This is a genomic window from Synechococcus sp. W4D4 (assembly GCF_047716805.1).
Lineage (GTDB): Bacteria > Cyanobacteriota > Cyanobacteriia > PCC-6307 > Cyanobiaceae > Vulcanococcus.
In genome coordinates this window covers 921,416-936,700 of the sequence record NZ_CP180404.1, presented here as the reverse complement: position 1 = coordinate 936,700, position 15,285 = coordinate 921,416, and the positions used below count along the sequence as shown (strand labels likewise).

Here is a 15,285-nt window from a genome sequence, read left to right as displayed (position 1 = left end):
GAACTGTTCTTGAGGTTATCGACCCAACAGGCTGTTCATCATCTTTTGTTGGGCCTCCACAGCCTGTTGGTAGCGCAGCATCAGGCTTTCGCTCATCCGAGTCGGACTGATCACCGCAGCTGGTACTCCGTTCAACTTTGGGAGTTCGGGTGGTGGTTGAACCCATTGCGGTGGCGGCACCACTGCGGGGGCGGCGGGCCGGATCGTGACTGGTTCAAACACCGGCGGTGGCGCAACAGCCGCCGGGACATTTGGCGGGTTCAACTTCGCGGCGACTTCCGCGACCTCAGCCATGGAGTCCCGCTGTTTGAGATCCGCCAACTGTTGATTGGGCACGACGCTCAAGAGGTGTCCAGGGGTTGCATCAGCGGGATACACCAGGCTCACCTTGACTGGATTGCTCTGTCCTGGTTTGAGATAGAGATCAGCAATGGGCAGGCTGTCTCCGGATTTCATCCCGACGTGCACCTCCTGGAAGCCATCGGCCGTTTCAATCCGGATCGAACCTCGGAAGGCCGTAAAACGACCTCGGCCGCTGATGGTTGGATGGCTCAGCACCAATTGATGCGGGCCTGAGCCGCTCAGGTTCATGGAGACGTCAAAGCGCACTCCATAGGTCCCAACGTTGTTCAGCGAGGAATCCACCATCCGGCTGACCAGGGGATTGATTTGGACTTCCCCGGTGCCGAAGTGATGGCGATTGGTGCTGGTCAGCGGAACATGCAGTGCCCCTTGTTGGAGGTCGTGGGACAGGCTTGCGGTGTATTCATCACCGATCGCAACGCCCGCGACCCGTGAGAACACTGTTCCGTTTTCGATCTGCCGAATTCGGCTGAGATAGACACGGCCGGGAGCTAGACGGCGTTGGTCAAGGACGGCGATGAGATCAGCATCGGACTGGGGATCTTCGGCTGCAACGACCGCCATTTGAAAGGGTCCGTCACTGCGACCTTTTAAGAGTCCATTGGCAATTCCTTTCGCTGGAAGTTGGGTGCTGAAGAGCACGATCCTGCTGTGGGCTGGGATTGTAATCTCGTCGGCCAATTTGCGATCGAGCTTGCCGCGCAGCATTTGCACTGCGGTGGCATCGCCTGGTCCTGTGTTCCACGGACGATGACCAAGGGGTTTGACCCCCATCAGATTGTTGGCCTGATAAGGCGCCTCAAAGCTGTTGCGAACGGCGCCCTTCTCGAAACGAATTTGAACAGGTTGGCTTGATGGATTGATCAGCAGGGTGGCCAAGGTGAGCTCACCGCGGCGGCCGCCGCCGCTCCCCATTCGACTCTTGTCGTTGGGGTAGTACTTGTGGTGGACATGCAGGCCGAACTCACCATTGAAGGTGTAAGCGGCATTCCTGAGCGGTTGTCCGGTCTCAGCGGCAATGGTCTGCCCCGGCGTCGTCGTGACCAGAATCCCTGGACCATGCACCTCCTCAGGCTGGTTCGAATGCAGAACCGGGACCGTGTTGAAACTCCCTTGAAGTGGCCTGGCCTGCTGGCCCGCCATCAGGGCCACATCAGCCAGAGCAGGAATAGGGGCGATCAGAACGCCGCCAACCAGAGCAAATGCAAGGGGTCTCATCAGACCTGTGGGACCAACTGCTCTCAACGTGCGAATGATTTGCGGATGGGTGCGTTGCTGCTTGGAATTGTTTTATTTCCGGCTGATCAAAATCAACACTGGGGCTTGGCCCGGCCCCTTGTCGCGGCAAACCGCTGCTGCTGGCTAGAACGGCATAACCGCAGCATTCTCCATGATTTCGCCGTTCTTTGCTTGCGTTGACTCCGGTTCCCCCGCCCAGATGCGTCGCCGGCATCAAGAGCGCAAGCACCAGATGCTGACGTTCTGGCGAGATGGGCTCGAGCGGCAGCTGGCTGCGATCAATGCCGCCCTCAGCACCTTGGAGCGCCAGATGCAGGATTCAGATCCAGCTGAGTCCTAAGACCTTCCAACCCTGCCTGCAGCCGACGCCGCACTGTGGCGGCGCTGACTCCGAGTTCAGCACCCGTTCGGCGCAGGCTGAATCCTTCCAAAACCACCAGCTCGACAACCTTGCGTTGGTGTTTCTGAATTGATGCCAACCAGCTCTGCACGGTTTCCGCATCCAATGCCGGTTCGCCACTGGAGCCCCTCGACGAGGCTTCACACCGTTCTGGCTCCAAAGGCAGGAGCCTGTTGAGCTGTTCGGCCTGCTCGATCGCCACGACCGCCGCTTCGCTCCAGCCGGTCAGATGGCTCAATGTGCACGGAGTCAGTGCGCACGACGTGAAACGGTCCTTGGTTTCAGCTTCGGCTCTGGTCTTGAGCACCCTGAGTTGCTGGAGTCGCTCCTGAGTTGAGCGAGGCAAGCGCACCAGTCGGCTTCTGTCCCTGAGATGACGCAAGATCGCTCCTCGGATGAAGGGCTTGGCATAGGCCCCAAGGCTTGATTGCCGCTGAGGCTTGAACCGCTCACAAGCTCTTAGAAAGCCGATCCAGCCCTCTTGGATCAGGTCCTCCAGTGGCTCATGGCAGCGCATCGCGTAGTGCATTGCCGTGGCTTGAACGAGACCGCGATGCCGCTCGATGACTTCGGCCTGGACGCTCTGGAGCTGATGGGTACGCATGGAACGAGGGTGTGCTCGTTCCAGCCAAGACCTTGGATCAAGCCCGCGTCATCCGTGAATTCACGGAGCCATGGCCACAGAGCGCAACAACTCCAACGGTCCGTGTCTGCCTAACCATTCGCGATCGGACCCCTCTGTGAGCAGCAGGTAACCGGCGAACCCGAGGGCGTTCACGCTGAAACCGGCGGAATGTTCCTTGCCCCGGGCCACCGTCATGAACCACTCAGGACTGATCAGGGCGTTGTAGGGAGCGAGCGGACGGTCCGCTGTCTGGGGATCTCCCAGCCCCAAGCGCGACAACTGTTGGTGGTAGAGCTGCTGGAGTTCTTTCGAAGCCTCTGGACCCCGGCTCTGGGTACGCCGGCTCAGTTGATAGCGCCAGGGCCAGGGTTCTTCGTCTCCAGCGAGCTGGGCTGTGATCGGGGCATCCAGAGGGCAACTGACCTCTGAGGCCTGCCGCGGGAGTAGCTGCAAGTGACGGTGCGGTTGGCTGGCTCCGGCTTCAGCACAACTGTTGAAAAACCACAGGCCCGTGGTCTCGCCATCCACCGCAGCCAACTGCGCCCAATCGTCCGTCTCCAGCCAACCCGATTGCGGTTTCCACTGCTGCGTGATCAACAGCAGGTGGCCCCGTTGCACCGGGTACTTGTTCAGCAGCAACAGATGCGTGGTTCCGAGGCGTTCCACCTCCAACCGCGTATCCCAAGGCAAAAAAGGATTCGGTTTGGGGCCTTCCCGGCGTAGGTGCTTTGGCGTCGCCGATTCCAATCGCCGGATAACGAACGGCGCGCAGCTCTCCAAGGGCTCGAGTGCGGTCTCCAGGGGAACCAGGGCGCCATTGGCTTCGGCAACGTCGCTGCAGAGCAACGCCGCCGCTCCGTAGCGGCCAAGATCGCCCATCTCCCAGAACAAGACCAGTCCTGATTAAAGCGCCACTCAGGCTGCTGAATGACGCTCTGTCCTGCAGACGCCCCAAGCGCCAGGCTCATGACCTGGTGTGCCGGCATCGATCGTGCCCTCCCAGAGCACGTGGCCTGTTCCAGTTAGCCGGATCTGATAGCCCTCGAGCACCTCACAGCGCATCCCGCCACAGCGCCCTGAGGCCTGCCATCCATGCAACTCAGTTTTAGAAAGCTGCTCTGCCCACCAGGGCGCCACCAAGGCATGGGCCGAACCCGTGACGGGGTCCTCTTCAATGCCAAGCCCTGGAGCAAAGAATCGAAGCTGATAGTCACACGGTTGGCCGAAGAGGCGAATGGAGCTGTCCGAGGGGAGGGCTTGCATGACGACAAGGCCCTGCCGATCTGCTCCTTCAAGGCATTCGCTGACCCCTGTGAGCGTCTCGAGCACGATGTCGTTGCTGAGAAGCACGGCGCGATACCCCAGAGTCGATCCCCAATAGCCGAGGGGTTCGCCACCCAAGACATCGGTTAGATAGCTCGGATAATCGAGTCCAACCAGCGGCTCACTGGGCAGGACGAGTGAAGCTGCCCCCTCCGTCTCTGGCTCCACTCGAATCGTTAAGCCGCCACTTCGAGAGGCCAGCACCAGATCCTCTCCGCTTCGTATCCCTCCCCAACGCTGCAAGGCCAACGTTGAAGCCAAGGTGGCGTGGCCACACAGAGGCACCTCGCAGGTCGGTGTGAACCAGCGCAGACACCACTGTCCCTCTGGGTTCGACCAAAGAAAGGCGGTCTCCGACTGCTTCAAACTGCCAGCCAGATCTTGCATCCACTTGGCGCCCGCCGCCTGGTTGAGTTCAACCACCGCTGCACCATTCCCGCGCAGCGGCCCCTCGGCGAAGGCCTCAATCAGCACAGCGCGCTGCACCGCTTTCTCTGACTGAACCAGAACCATTCAGCGTTATCCCTGTTCGCCGCGAAGACTCCGCTGCATTAAGGCATGGACGGCCTCCTTCGGGCTACAGCGCCCCTCTGCCAGGGCCACGACCTGCTGGCAAATCGGCAGTGCCCATCCGTGTCTCTGCCCCATGCCTGCGACCGCTTGGGCGGTCTTGTAGCCCTCCACCGTGGCACCGACACCCATCAGGGCCTCAGGGGCGGTTTGCCCACCTGCCAAGGCCAAACCAAAGCGGTAGTTGCGGCTTAGAGGGCTGTTGGCCGTTGCCAAGAGATCACCCAGCCCTGCCAAGCCATAGAGGCTGGCCTGGTCACCCCCCAGCTGCTGAATCACCAGACTCATTTCCGCCATGCCCCTGCAAAGCAAGGAGGCCTTGGCGTTGGCGCCAAGCTGCAGGCCATCACAGATCCCCCCTGCGATAGCCATCACATTTTTGAGTGCTCCAGCCAGCTCCACCCCAAGTGGATCGTCGCTTCCATAGAGACGCAATTGGTCACTGCTGAGCTGTCTCTGCAGCTGTTCCACCAGCGGTTGGTCTTGACTTGCCAGGACGCTGGCTGCTGGACAACCCTGGGCCAATTCACTGGCCAGGTTGGGACCGCTCAGCACCAGCAGACGCAGCTCCGGGTTCGCACCGTTCCACATCTGGCTGGCGGTGCGTTGGCATTCAGGATCGAGTCCCTTGCTGCAGCTCACCAGGGGCACCTGCTGGTCCCACCGCGGGCCCAGCTCTGGTGCGAGCTGCTTGACCCCATCAAGGGCAAGAGCAACAAGCACCAGATCAGACCCCTGGATGACCGCCAAAGGATCTCCCCCACTGCGACGACTCCAACTCCGAACTCTGTGCCCTTGCCGCTCAAAGAGGCCTGCCAGGGTGTGACCCCAGGCTCCAAGGCCCAGGACGCCAATGGCCAGAGACATCAGGCCGCCGCGGCGTGGTCCTGGAGGAGCTCCAGAGGAATGATGGCAAGGGCGGAGTCCTCACAGGCCTCCAGCCGTACCGGCGGGGCCATGCCGTCTTGGTAAGCCTCCAACCAGCGGGCTGCACAAACGCACCAGTGATCACCTGGCTTGAGCCCTGGAAAGTCGTAGGCCGGCATCGGCGTCGTCAAATCATTCCCCTGGGCCTTCGAGTAGCTGAGAAATTGCTCATTGACGACGCAACAAACGCTGTGACGCCCTAAATCGGCCGCATCCGTCCGGCAGCTTCCATCGCGAAACCAGCCTGTCATCGGGTCACATCCACACTCCTGCAAGGGGTTTCCCAAAACATTGAGGGGCATGGTCTCGGCTGCGTTCATCGTTGGTTGGGGTCCGATCAGACCGGGATCTGGAGCCCAATTCTGACGAAGGAGTGGCACAAAACCGTCTGGGAGGTTGACGGAATCGGGGGGGGAGGCGTTAAAGGTCATTCAGCCAACCCCCCTACATGAGCTGGGACTTCACCGAAGACGGAGCCTTCCTGGCCCTCTGCGATGCCTTCAAGGAGAGCGGCGAGAGCTCTGCCATTGAGTTCTTGGCCAACGGCGAAGGCGCATTCCACTTTCAGGAATTAGCGCAGAACGCAGCTGGAGAAGGTGTCGACCTCTCGGACTCCACTGACTTGGAAGCCTTTCAGCAGGAAGTGATCGACACCATGGAAAACCTCTGCGGCTGAGTCAGCTGCCGTAGAAGAAGGCCACCTCTTTCTCCTTCAGACCATCCCAACCGGCAGCCTTGAGGCGAGCATCGAGGGTCTGCTGGTCGAAGTGTTTCGAACCGGTCTTGACCACTCGATTCCGCATCGATTTCTTGACGCCACTACGAGCGCGCTGGCTCTCCAGGTCCATTACCTCGTTGTAGAGGGCCAACATGTCCTGGGGAATTGGACTGCCATCAAGGTCAATGCCCGAGGCGATTGCAGCATCAACGCCGCCAGGTCCAGCAATGGCCATTGCTCAATTGTGAGAGGCCCTCGACCCTAAGCGGAGAAATAACGGGCCCGACTATGCAATGCGACGAGGGCTGTGGTGCTCTGCTCCGGCTCCAACTGGTCGCTTTCATCCATGCTCAGCCCAATCCGCTCACTGCCCAGCCAGCTCAGTTGCTGACGGGAATCAGGCACATTGGGGCAGGCCGGATAGCCAAAGGAATAGCGGCTGCCGCGATAGCGCTGGGCCAGAACATCCCGCAGGGGCATCTCCGCAGGGTCGGGGTAACCCAATTCACTGCGAATGCGGGCATGGACCCACTCAGCCAGGGCTTCAGCCATTTGCACACCAAGCCCATGGAAGTAGAGGTAATCGCTGTATTGATCTCCTTTAAAGAGCTCTTGGGCGAACTCCGTGGCTCGCTCACCCATGGTCACGGCCTGCATGGGCAGGACGTCAGAGGCTCCGGGCGCTAGATCGCGGTAGAAATCGGCAATGCAGTAGCGGTTGCCGGAGCGTTGGCGAGGCAGCTCAAAGCGCCCCAGTTCGATCTGGCGCTCCTCGGGATCGAACACCACAAGAGCGTTTCCATCCCTGCCGCAGGGGAAATAGCCATAGGCCACTCGAGGGGTGAGTAACCCCTCGTCAATGCAGCGTTGTTTCCAGTGCTGGAGGACCGGCTCGGCCTTCTCCGCCAACATCGCTTCGTAGTCCTCTCGGGACTGGCCCTGGGCCTTACGCAGCTGCCACTGACCAGCGAAGAGGGCATTGCGATCCAGGAAGCCAAAGACCTCCTCGATATCGATGGTGTCCTCGAGGAGGACCTGGCTTCCCCAGAACGGAGGGGTCAGCGCCTGTTCCTCCGGGACGGTGTCTGAGCGCTCCGTCGTGACGGTTAGAGCCGCAGCTCCGGCGCTTTCCGCTGCGGGTGCATCAGCGGAGGAATCGGAGTGGGCGACCTCGTTGACGTTTTCGAGACCCAGTCCATCGGGGATCGACCCAAGGAAACCTTGGACGTTGTCCCACTGCTCGTCCGCCTTGGCCGAGACAAGGGCGTCCATAAACCGAAGATCTGCGAAAGCATCCCGCCCGTAGATCACCTGCCCGCCGTAGACCTCGCGGCAGTCCTTGTTGACAAAGCGAGGGGTCAGGGCCGCTCCGCCAAGGATGACAGGAACATTGATCCCCGCATCGTTGAAGGCCGCAAGATTGTCCTTCATGAAGGCTGTTGATTTGACCAACAGTCCGCTCATGGCAATGCAATCGGCGTTGTGTTCTTGCTGGGCTTCAATGATCGCCTCAACGGGCTGTTTGATCCCCAGGTTGATCACTTCATAACCGTTGTTCGTCAGAATGATGTCGACAAGGTTCTTGCCGATGTCATGGACATCACCCTTGACCGTGGCGATCAAAAACTTGGCCTTAGCTGAACTCTCGCCTTCCACCTTGTCCATCAAGGGTTCGAGGAAGGCGACGGCTGACTTCATCGTCTCGGCACTTTGCAGGACGAAGGGCAACTGCATTTGGCCTGAACCAAAGAGCTCACCAACCACCTTCATGCCATCCAGCAAATAGGTATTGATGATCTGGAGTGGTTGATAGGTTTCAAGTGCGATTTTCAGCGCATCTTCCAAACCAATGCGCTCGCCGTCGATGATGTGTTGCTTCAGACGCTCCTCGATGGGCAGATCGGTCAAGGACGGACCGGAAGCTCTCGCCTCCTTTGTTGAGACCCCTTCGAACAGGGTGGTCAGTTCGGTGAGGGGGTCATAGACGCAGACTCCATTCTCAAAGCGCCTGCTGTCGTTGATCAGGTCTCGGCAGACCTGTTGGTGCTCCTCACTGATCTTGATCAGGGGGAGGATCTTGGCGGGGCTGACAATCGCCGCATCCATGCCCGCCTCACAGCAGTCATGCAAAAAGACGGAGTTCAGGACAATCCGAGCCGCTGGTGAGAGACCAAAGCTGACATTGCTGACTCCCAGGACGACATGCACGCCCGGGAGGTTTTCGCGAATCATGCGAATCGCCTGAACCGTGGCGAGTCCGTTTTCGCGGTCCTCTTCGATGCCCGTTGAGATCGGTAGCGCTAGAGGGTCGTAGAAGATCTCGTGGGCGGGAATGCCGAATTCCACGGCATCGCGATAAGCCCGTTGGGCGATCGCAAACTTACGCTCCGCAGTCCGGGCCATCCCCTCTTCGTCGATGGTCCCGACCACCACGGCGGCGCCGTAGTTGCGTGCCAGTTCGAGCACTTTGAAAAAGCGCTCGTCACCGTCTTCGTAGTTGGTGGAGTTGAGGATGCACTTACCACCGGCCACCTTGAGGCCGGCTTCCATCTTTTGCCACTCCGTGGAGTCCAGCATCAGTGGAAGGTTGACGTTGGTCACCAAACGGCTCACCAACGCATGCATGTCGGCCTCACCATCGCGACCGACGTAGTCGACGTTGACGTCGAGAACGTGGGCGTTCTCCTTGACCTGGCCCCTGGCCACCGACACCAGGCCATCCCAGTCCTCTTCAGCGAGCAACTCCCGAACTTTCTTGGAGCCGCTGGCGTTGAGACGCTCACCAATGATCAGGAAGGAGTTGTCCTGCTGGTAAGGGGTGACGCCGTAAATCGAGCTCGCCGACGGCTCGTACTGCAGGGCTGGCCGGGGTGCCTCGGGATCGGGCTCAACACTGCCACGCACGGAGCGTTCAGCCGGCTTCAACTCTGAAGCGAGCTCAGCAAGAGCTGCGATATGGGCCGGTGTGGTGCCGCAGCATCCACCGATGACCTGAACACCCAGGTCTTCAACGAAGTGCATCAGTTGCATCTTCATCTCAGTAGGGGTGAGCCGGTAGTGCGCCACACCCCCAATGTTTTCGGGTAATCCCGCGTTCGGGATACAACTCACCACAAAGGGACTGTGGGCCGAGAGGTAGCGGACGTGCTCCTTCATCTGCTCGGGGCCCGTCGCGCAGTTCAGACCGAGGACATCGATCGGAAATGGCTCAAGAATGGAGACCACAGCAGCGATGTCCGAGCCCACCAGCATCGTGCCGGTGGTCTCCATCGTCACGCTGACCATCAAGGGCCGCCGCTGTCCCGTTTTTGCAAAGGCCTGTTCAATCCCTTGGAGCGCTGCCTTGATTTGCAGAACGTCCTGGCAGGTTTCAACGATGAAAAGATCAACATCGCCTGCGATCAAGCCTTCTGCTTGTTCGGCAAAAGAGTCGCGCATCTCATCGAAGCCGATGTGCCCCAGGGTTGGCAGCTTTGTCGTCGGGCCCATGGAGCCCGCCACAAACCTTGGTTTATCGGGCGTCGAGTACGCCGCAGCCATTTCCCGAGCGAGTTCCGCCGCTCGCTGATTCAGCTCAAAAGCCCGGTCTTCGATGTCGTATTCGGCCAACACCGTGGAGGTCGCTCCGAAGGTGTCGGTCTCGATCACATCGCAGCCCGCCTCAAGGAACTGTCGATGGACGGCCTGGACGGCATCGGGTCGGGTGAAGACGAGGTTTTCATTGCAGCCCTCGAGGGCCAGACCACCGAAATCATCGGCAGTCAGATCCATCTGCTGCAAGGACGTTCCGGTTGCGCCATCAAAAACCAACACGGGCCGCTCGGGGCTGTGCAGTCGCTCGAGAAAACCGATTCGTTGAGTCGCCAGCATCGATCGATCAGCCGTCGAGGCGAATGCGGGTGACCCAGTGGTCGAAGGCTGGATCACGCCCTTCCGTAATGGCCGTCAGGCGCTCACGGATGGCGTTCATCACCGGACGCTCGGCACTGAGTTCTGTCGTTTCTACCCGGCGGATGGGGGTGACCTTCGCAGCCGTGCCGCTTAGGAAAACCTCATCGGCGATGAACAACTCACTTTTATCGACGGGCCGCTCGAGGGTGGGTATGCCCATGGTCTTGGCCAGTTCAAGAACACTGGAGCGAGTGATGCCCTCAAGGATGTCCTGATCGACCCCAGGTGTAATCAGGACACCGTCGCGAACCAGGAACAAATTCATGCCGCTGGCCTCGCTGACCTTGCCGCGGCTATTGAGCAGCAGGGCCTCATCAAAACCGCTTTTGACCGCCTCGGTCTTCGCTAATGAACTGGTGATGTATGCACCACTGATTTTGCCGCGTAGGGGGAGAGAACGGTCCTCCTGGCGGGTCCAGGAACTAATCCTGCAACTGACACCCTCGGGGGACAGATAATCACCCAGCTCGAGCCCGTAAATCAGGAAGTCCGTCTCGATGTTGTGTAGGCGGGGTGCAATACCGAGATCGCTCGTATAGACGAATGGCCGCAGATAGACAGGAGACGTCGGTTTATTGGCGCGCAGAAATTGGTGGATCGCAGCATGGATCGTGTCTTCGCTGAGTTCGGTCAGCAGAAGACGGGCGCTTTGGCTCAGACGTCTGGCATGGCGATCCGCTCGGAACAGCAGGATTTCGTTGGCATCGGCGGGGTTCGGAATGGCCCGCATCCCACCAAACGCACCGGTGCCGTAATGCAGGGCGTGGGTCGCTACCGAGAGGGTGGCCTCAGCAAAAGGAACACACTTGCCACCGAACCAGGCGTAGGGCAGGAACTGATGCATGGGGTCGGTGGGGGCGGCCACAGCTGCAGACGATCTTCTCACTGCCTGGTGCCCAAGCGCGAGCCCTGAACCAGCAAGATGGATTGATGCACCGTCTCGCGGCTGTCCCCGGTAGCCAGAGCCCTGATGACGGGGTCACTTACGTGGAGCAGCCGGGGGCCGACTTGGTCTTCCTCTCGAGCGCTGATACGGACCTGGCCGCGCTCTCATCCACGCTCGATCAAAACCGCTTTCCGGCTGGCGAAGGACGTCAAATCCAGGGCTTGAATCTGGCGAGCCTCCAGCACCCGGCGGTTCTGGACCACTACATCCGCACCAGCTTGAGTGGCACGCGGATCGTCTTGATCCGTCTGCTGGGCGGACGGGGCCATTGGAGTTATGGCCTCGAACAGTTCAGGCAGTGGGCGCAGTCGGCCCCGGATCGCAATCTTGTGGTTTTGGCGGGAACCGAGGATGAAGACCAGGCCTTGGCTGCCTTGAGCAGTGTTCCTGCTGCGCTGGCGGTGGCTAGCAGTCAGTGCCTACGGGAAGGCGGTGCTGGGAATCTTCTGTCTGTCCTGCAGAGCTTGGGTTCCTTTCTCGAGCAAGGCCAGGTCACGCTGCCCCAGGCGCAAGCCGTTGAGGATCCCAAGGCCCATGACTGGCGAGACGAGCCCGGACCTCGGGTTGGGGTGATTCTCTACAGAGCGCTCCTGCAATCCGGTGATCTGGCGCTATCGGAGGCTCTCCTGGATGCCCTCAGGCAGCGGGGGATGAGTCCGCGCGCTCTCTGGGTCAGCAGTTTGCGGGACCCGGGTGTTCAAAGGGGTGCCCTTGATCTGCTCCAACGGGAACAGGTTGATGCGGTTCTCTGCACCACATCCTTTGCTTCTGTTCAGTTCGCCGAGGCGGGTCTTGGTGCCCCGCTCTGGGAGGAGCTCGGTGTCCCGATTTTTCAGGTGCTCTGCAGCACCCAGTCACGGGAGGGTTGGCAGGCCAGTCCCGTGGGCTTGGCTTCGCTGGATCTGACCCTTCAGGTGGCGATGCCAGAACTTGATGGCCGCATCACCACACGGGTCGGAGCCTTCAAGGAGCTTGCCAATGCCGACGACCGCCTAGCCACCGCCCTGCATCACTACGTACCAGACCCCGAACGGCTCGATTGGATAGCCCAGCTGGTTCAGCGCTGGTGTGACCTGCGTGCCACACCGGCGCCCAGGCGCCGACTTGCGCTTGTTTTGGCGAACTATCCGACGCGCAACGCCCGTCTGGCCAATGGGGTTGGTCTCGATACCCCAGCCAGCGCTGCAGCGATGCTCCATTGGTTAGGGGCGTCTGGCTATGAGGTCGGCTCTGATCTCCCCTGCGATGGCGATGCCTTAATCACGGCCCTGTTGGCCGGCCGTACCAATGATCCGGAGAGCACCCACCTCAAGCCGGTAGCCCATCTCTCCCTTCAGAACTACCTCGCTTGGTATGGGGCCTTGCCCAGCGCTGTCCGAAGCAGCCTGGAGACCCAGTGGGGGCCACCCGAGCAAGACCCCTGTCTTGAACGGGATGGGTTCCCGATCCATGGTCTGCGTTTCGGTCACGTGGTGGTCATGATCCAGCCATCCCGTGGTTACGACAGGGATCCGAGCCTGAGTTACCACTCTCCGGATCTGGCTCCGACCCATCACTATCTCGCCCACTACCTCTGGCTGAACCAATGCGCTCAGGTGCAGCTGGTCTGCCATGTCGGCAAGCACGGGAATCTCGAATGGCTTCCCGGAAAAGGTCTGGGACTTTCGAGCAGCTGCTTCCCGGAACTGGCTCTTGGGCCGATGCCCCACCTCTATCCCTTCATCGTCAATGACCCTGGTGAAGGGTCCCAGGCCAAACGCCGCGCCCAGGCCGTGATCCTTGATCACCTGACGCCTCCTTTAGGGCGCGCCGGACTCCACGGAGATCTGCGCGAGCTCGAGGCGCTGATTGATGAGTACTGGGAAGCTGTGCAACTTGGGAGCGCCCGCAGTGAAGCGCTGCGCTCCGAGATCTTGGAGCAGCTGAGCGTTTCGGAACTGGGCGATGTCTTGGCGAGCGCAGAAGGGGATGACCCCCTTGATGCTGCCGATGGGTATTTGTGTGAGCTCAAGGAAGCGCAGATCCGCACAGGACTACACCGCTTTGGTTCACTCCCCGCGGACGAGGCCCTGGCCGAATTGCTGGCCTGTCTGGCCCGCCCCCCCCAGGACCAAGGGCTTGGCCTCACCCAGGCCTTGGCCCGCGATGCCGCCCTTCTTGTCGATCCTTGGAGCGACCTCGAAGAGACACCCCTCGATGCCGCTGATCAAGGGCGTCTGATGGAGTTCGGTCTCCAGCAGCCGCGTCGCTGCGGTGACGCGATCGAGTGGCTGGAGCAACAGGCATTGCAGCTCTGCCGCGATCTTCTGGGCCAATCCAGCATCAGCTCGAGCATTGGTCCACAGACCGAGATCGTGCTGACCCGGTTGAAGACGCGTTTGGTTCCGAACCTGTTGCACTGCGGGGAGGCCGAGCAGTCCGCGTTCCTGCGCGGGGTCGCTGGCCAGAGGATTGCTGCCGGCCCCTCCGGTGCTCCGACCCGTGGACGTCCGGACCTTTTGCCCACAGGCCGCAATTTCTACAGCGTTGATCTGCGCGGTCTACCGACAGAAGCGGCCTGGGACCTTGGCCGCCGCAGCGCCGAATTGCTGATTGATCAACACCTCATGGAGGAGGGCGAACCGCTGCACCATCTCGCCCTCTCGGTCTGGGGGACCAGCACGATGCGCAATGGTGGCGAAGACATTGCCCAGGCCCTCGCCCTCATGGGTGTCCGGCCAGTCTGGGATGGGCCGAGTCGGCGGCTGGTGGATCTCGAATTGATCCCGCTCTCGGCCTTAGGCCGGCCCAGGGTGGATGTGACCTTGCGGATCTCGGGTCTGTTCCGGGATGCCTTTCCCCAATTGGTGGGCTGGGTGAACCGTGCCACCGCATTGGTGGCCTTCGCCGATGAATCAGCCAGCGATAACCCCCTCGCGGCCGCCGCCAAACAGGATGGTCATGCCTGGCGGGTCTACGGCTCTGCCCCTGGTGCCTATGGCGCTGGCCTCCAAGGGCTCATTGACAGTGGCGAGTGGGAGGAGCGGGCTGATCTGGCCCAGGCCTACCTGAATTGGGGGAGCTGGCGCTACGAGGGGGATGGCACCGGTGCCCTGCGGATCGCGTCCGACCGCGGCGGCTTCAAGCAGCGGCTTGAGTCTGTTCAAGTTGTCTTGCAGAACCAGGACAACCGTGAACACGACTGCCTGGATTCTGACGATTACTACCAGTTCCAGGGCGGTCTGAGTGCAGCGGTGGAGTCCCTGCGCGGAGTCGCTCCCGCTGTCTGGTTTGGAGACCATTCACGGCATCAGCGGCCGCGAATCCATCGGGTTGAGAAGGAATTCGACAAAGTGCTGCGCTCCCGCGTTTTGAATCCTCGCTGGATTGAAGGGATGCTGCAGCACGGCTACAAGGGTGGCTTCGAAATGGCCGCAAGCCTCGATTACCTCTTCGCCTATGACGCCAGCACCGGCCGCGTTCCGGATTGGAGTTATGGCTCGATCTGTCAGCAGTGGCTTGAGTCCCCTGCGGTCTTGGACTTTCTTAAAACTCACAACCCCTGGGCCCTACGGGACATGGGCGAGCGGCTCTTGGAGGCTCACCACCGTGGGCTCTGGAGTGGGGCACAAAAAAACCAGCTCGCGCATTTGCGGGAGCTGGTCTTAAGCGCTGAGGCTTTGATTGAGGGTTAGAGGTCCTTCACCCAGCCTTTGAAGGCACCGATGTCACCGGCCTTGGACTGGGACGTGGACGTCGATGCAGGCTTTTGCTCCTGTGCCGCAACCTCTGCCTGTTGTTCCTGCTCAGCTTTGATCGCCGCGGGACCACCAGGAACGTTCACACCGAAGGAGGAACCGCGCTTGCGTTCATCCAGTTCAGCCATGGTCATTGGCTCACAGAACGTCTTCTTCACCTGTTTGGGAATCCCACCGGTGAGATCCGCCTGAGCTTCTGCAGGCTTCGGGTCGCCCAATCCAGCGGACTCCTTCACTCGACGTGCAGTCAACGAAGCCACTTCATCGACGATCTCCTTGTTCCCAGGGCTGTCGACTGTGCCTGGGAAGGTTCGCCGGATCGTGTTGGACTGCCGCATGAAGTCGACATTTCCCATGCTGCTGGACGTATCAGCATCAAGGAAGAACGCCTCTTCTTTTTTCGCAGGTTCCCGCTTTGTGGCGGGTGCCTGCTGCTTGTCACTCCCTAGGAGACGGTCAAACAGGCCCATCGCAAGATTTCACGAT

12 protein-coding genes are annotated in these 15,285 nt (G+C 60.4%); 2 read left to right on the top strand and 10 right to left on the bottom strand.

All coding sequences use genetic code 11. The annotated features are described in order from the left end of the window. Positions 1-15: 15 nt before the first annotated feature. From ACLM42_RS05060 to ACLM42_RS05035, 6 genes are all read right to left on the bottom strand, one after another. Complete coding sequence (locus ACLM42_RS05060; RefSeq protein ID WP_415399948.1) at positions 16-1,581, bottom strand: DUF3370 family protein; 1,566 nt, start codon at positions 1,579-1,581, stop codon at positions 16-18. A 311-nt stretch (positions 1,582-1,892) separates the two neighbouring features. After that, positions 1,893-2,606 (bottom strand): sigma-70 family RNA polymerase sigma factor, encoded by a 714-nt coding sequence (locus ACLM42_RS05055; protein WP_415399947.1) that lies wholly within the window; start codon positions 2,604-2,606, stop codon positions 1,893-1,895. 60 nt (positions 2,607-2,666) lie between these two features. Continuing rightward, a complete protein-coding gene (locus ACLM42_RS05050) occupies positions 2,667-3,506 on the bottom strand; it encodes an ATP adenylyltransferase (RefSeq protein WP_415399946.1) in 840 nt (279 codons plus the stop codon). Positions 3,507-3,542: 36 nt separating this feature from the next. After that, positions 3,543-4,436 carry a PhzF family phenazine biosynthesis protein gene (locus ACLM42_RS05045; RefSeq protein WP_415399945.1) on the bottom strand — a complete coding sequence of 298 codons (894 nt, stop codon included), beginning with the start codon at positions 4,434-4,436 and terminating at the stop codon, positions 3,543-3,545. Between the two features lie 33 nt (positions 4,437-4,469). Beyond that, positions 4,470-5,387 (bottom strand): NAD(P)H-dependent glycerol-3-phosphate dehydrogenase, encoded by a 918-nt coding sequence (locus ACLM42_RS05040; RefSeq protein WP_415399944.1) that lies wholly within the window; start codon positions 5,385-5,387, stop codon positions 4,470-4,472. Then, positions 5,387-5,767 (bottom strand): DUF2237 family protein, encoded by a 381-nt coding sequence (locus ACLM42_RS05035; protein ID WP_415399943.1) that lies wholly within the window; start codon positions 5,765-5,767, stop codon positions 5,387-5,389. Before ACLM42_RS05035 ends, ACLM42_RS05040 begins: the two co-directional genes overlap by 1 nt. A 128-nt stretch (positions 5,768-5,895) precedes the next feature. On the opposite strand from ACLM42_RS05035, the gene ACLM42_RS05030 reads away from it, so the two are divergent. Next, positions 5,896-6,123 carry a hypothetical protein gene (locus tag ACLM42_RS05030; RefSeq protein WP_247911001.1) on the top strand — a complete coding sequence of 76 codons (228 nt, stop codon included), beginning with the start codon at positions 5,896-5,898 and terminating at the stop codon, positions 6,121-6,123. 1 nt (position 6,124) lies between these two features. Here the strand turns inward: ACLM42_RS05030 and ACLM42_RS05025 are convergent, their stop codons facing one another. From ACLM42_RS05025 to ACLM42_RS05015, 3 genes are read right to left on the bottom strand one after another with little or no spacing between them, the layout of a single operon-like run. Further along, positions 6,125-6,400 carry a DUF4090 family protein gene (locus tag ACLM42_RS05025; protein WP_247911002.1) on the bottom strand — a complete coding sequence of 92 codons (276 nt, stop codon included), beginning with the start codon at positions 6,398-6,400 and terminating at the stop codon, positions 6,125-6,127. A 26-nt stretch (positions 6,401-6,426) separates the two neighbouring features. Next, entirely contained in the window at positions 6,427-10,035 is a 3,609-nt protein-coding gene (metH, locus tag ACLM42_RS05020) for a methionine synthase (RefSeq protein WP_415399942.1), read from the bottom strand. 7 nt (positions 10,036-10,042) lie between these two features. Next, on the bottom strand, positions 10,043-10,960 hold the full coding sequence (locus ACLM42_RS05015) for a branched-chain amino acid transaminase (RefSeq protein WP_247911907.1): 918 nt from the start codon (positions 10,958-10,960) through the stop codon (positions 10,043-10,045). Positions 10,961-11,046: 86 nt separating this feature from the next. On the opposite strand from ACLM42_RS05015, the gene cobN reads away from it, so the two are divergent. After that, positions 11,047-14,736: a cobaltochelatase subunit CobN gene (cobN, locus tag ACLM42_RS05010; RefSeq protein WP_415399941.1), complete on the top strand. Its 3,690-nt coding sequence runs from the start codon at positions 11,047-11,049 to the stop codon at positions 14,734-14,736. Here the strand turns inward: cobN and ACLM42_RS05005 are convergent. Beyond that, the gene (locus ACLM42_RS05005) at positions 14,733-15,269 is read right to left on the bottom strand and encodes a hypothetical protein (RefSeq protein WP_415399940.1); all 537 of its coding nucleotides are present in this window, start codon (positions 15,267-15,269) and stop codon (positions 14,733-14,735) included. The two genes, cobN and ACLM42_RS05005, sit on opposite strands and share 4 nt — an antisense overlap. Positions 15,270-15,285: the final 16 nt, after the last annotated feature.

Bases quoted from the DNA above. Each gene is read 5' to 3' on its own strand.
- ACLM42_RS05040 (WP_415399944.1), bottom strand. From the start codon at position 5,387: ATGTCTCTGGCCATTGGCGTCCTGGGCCTTGGAGCCTGGGGTCACACC.
- metH (WP_415399942.1), bottom strand. From the start codon at position 10,035: ATGCTGGCGACTCAACGAATCGGTTTTCTCGAGCGACTGCACAGCCCC.
- ACLM42_RS05035 (WP_415399943.1), bottom strand. From the start codon at position 5,767: ATGAACGCAGCCGAGACCATGCCCCTCAATGTTTTGGGAAACCCCTTG.
- ACLM42_RS05005 (WP_415399940.1), bottom strand. From the start codon at position 15,269: ATGGGCCTGTTTGACCGTCTCCTAGGGAGTGACAAGCAGCAGGCACCC.
- ACLM42_RS05030 (WP_247911001.1), top strand. From the start codon at position 5,896: ATGAGCTGGGACTTCACCGAAGACGGAGCCTTCCTGGCCCTCTGCGAT.
- ACLM42_RS05050 (WP_415399946.1), bottom strand. From the start codon at position 3,506: ATGGGCGATCTTGGCCGCTACGGAGCGGCGGCGTTGCTCTGCAGCGAC.
- ACLM42_RS05015 (WP_247911907.1), bottom strand. From the start codon at position 10,960: ATGCATCAGTTCCTGCCCTACGCCTGGTTCGGTGGCAAGTGTGTTCCT.
- ACLM42_RS05060 (WP_415399948.1), bottom strand. From the start codon at position 1,581: ATGAGACCCCTTGCATTTGCTCTGGTTGGCGGCGTTCTGATCGCCCCT.
- ACLM42_RS05055 (WP_415399947.1), bottom strand. From the start codon at position 2,606: ATGCGTACCCATCAGCTCCAGAGCGTCCAGGCCGAAGTCATCGAGCGG.
- ACLM42_RS05025 (WP_247911002.1), bottom strand. From the start codon at position 6,400: ATGGCCATTGCTGGACCTGGCGGCGTTGATGCTGCAATCGCCTCGGGC.
- cobN (WP_415399941.1), top strand. From the start codon at position 11,047: ATGCACCGTCTCGCGGCTGTCCCCGGTAGCCAGAGCCCTGATGACGGG.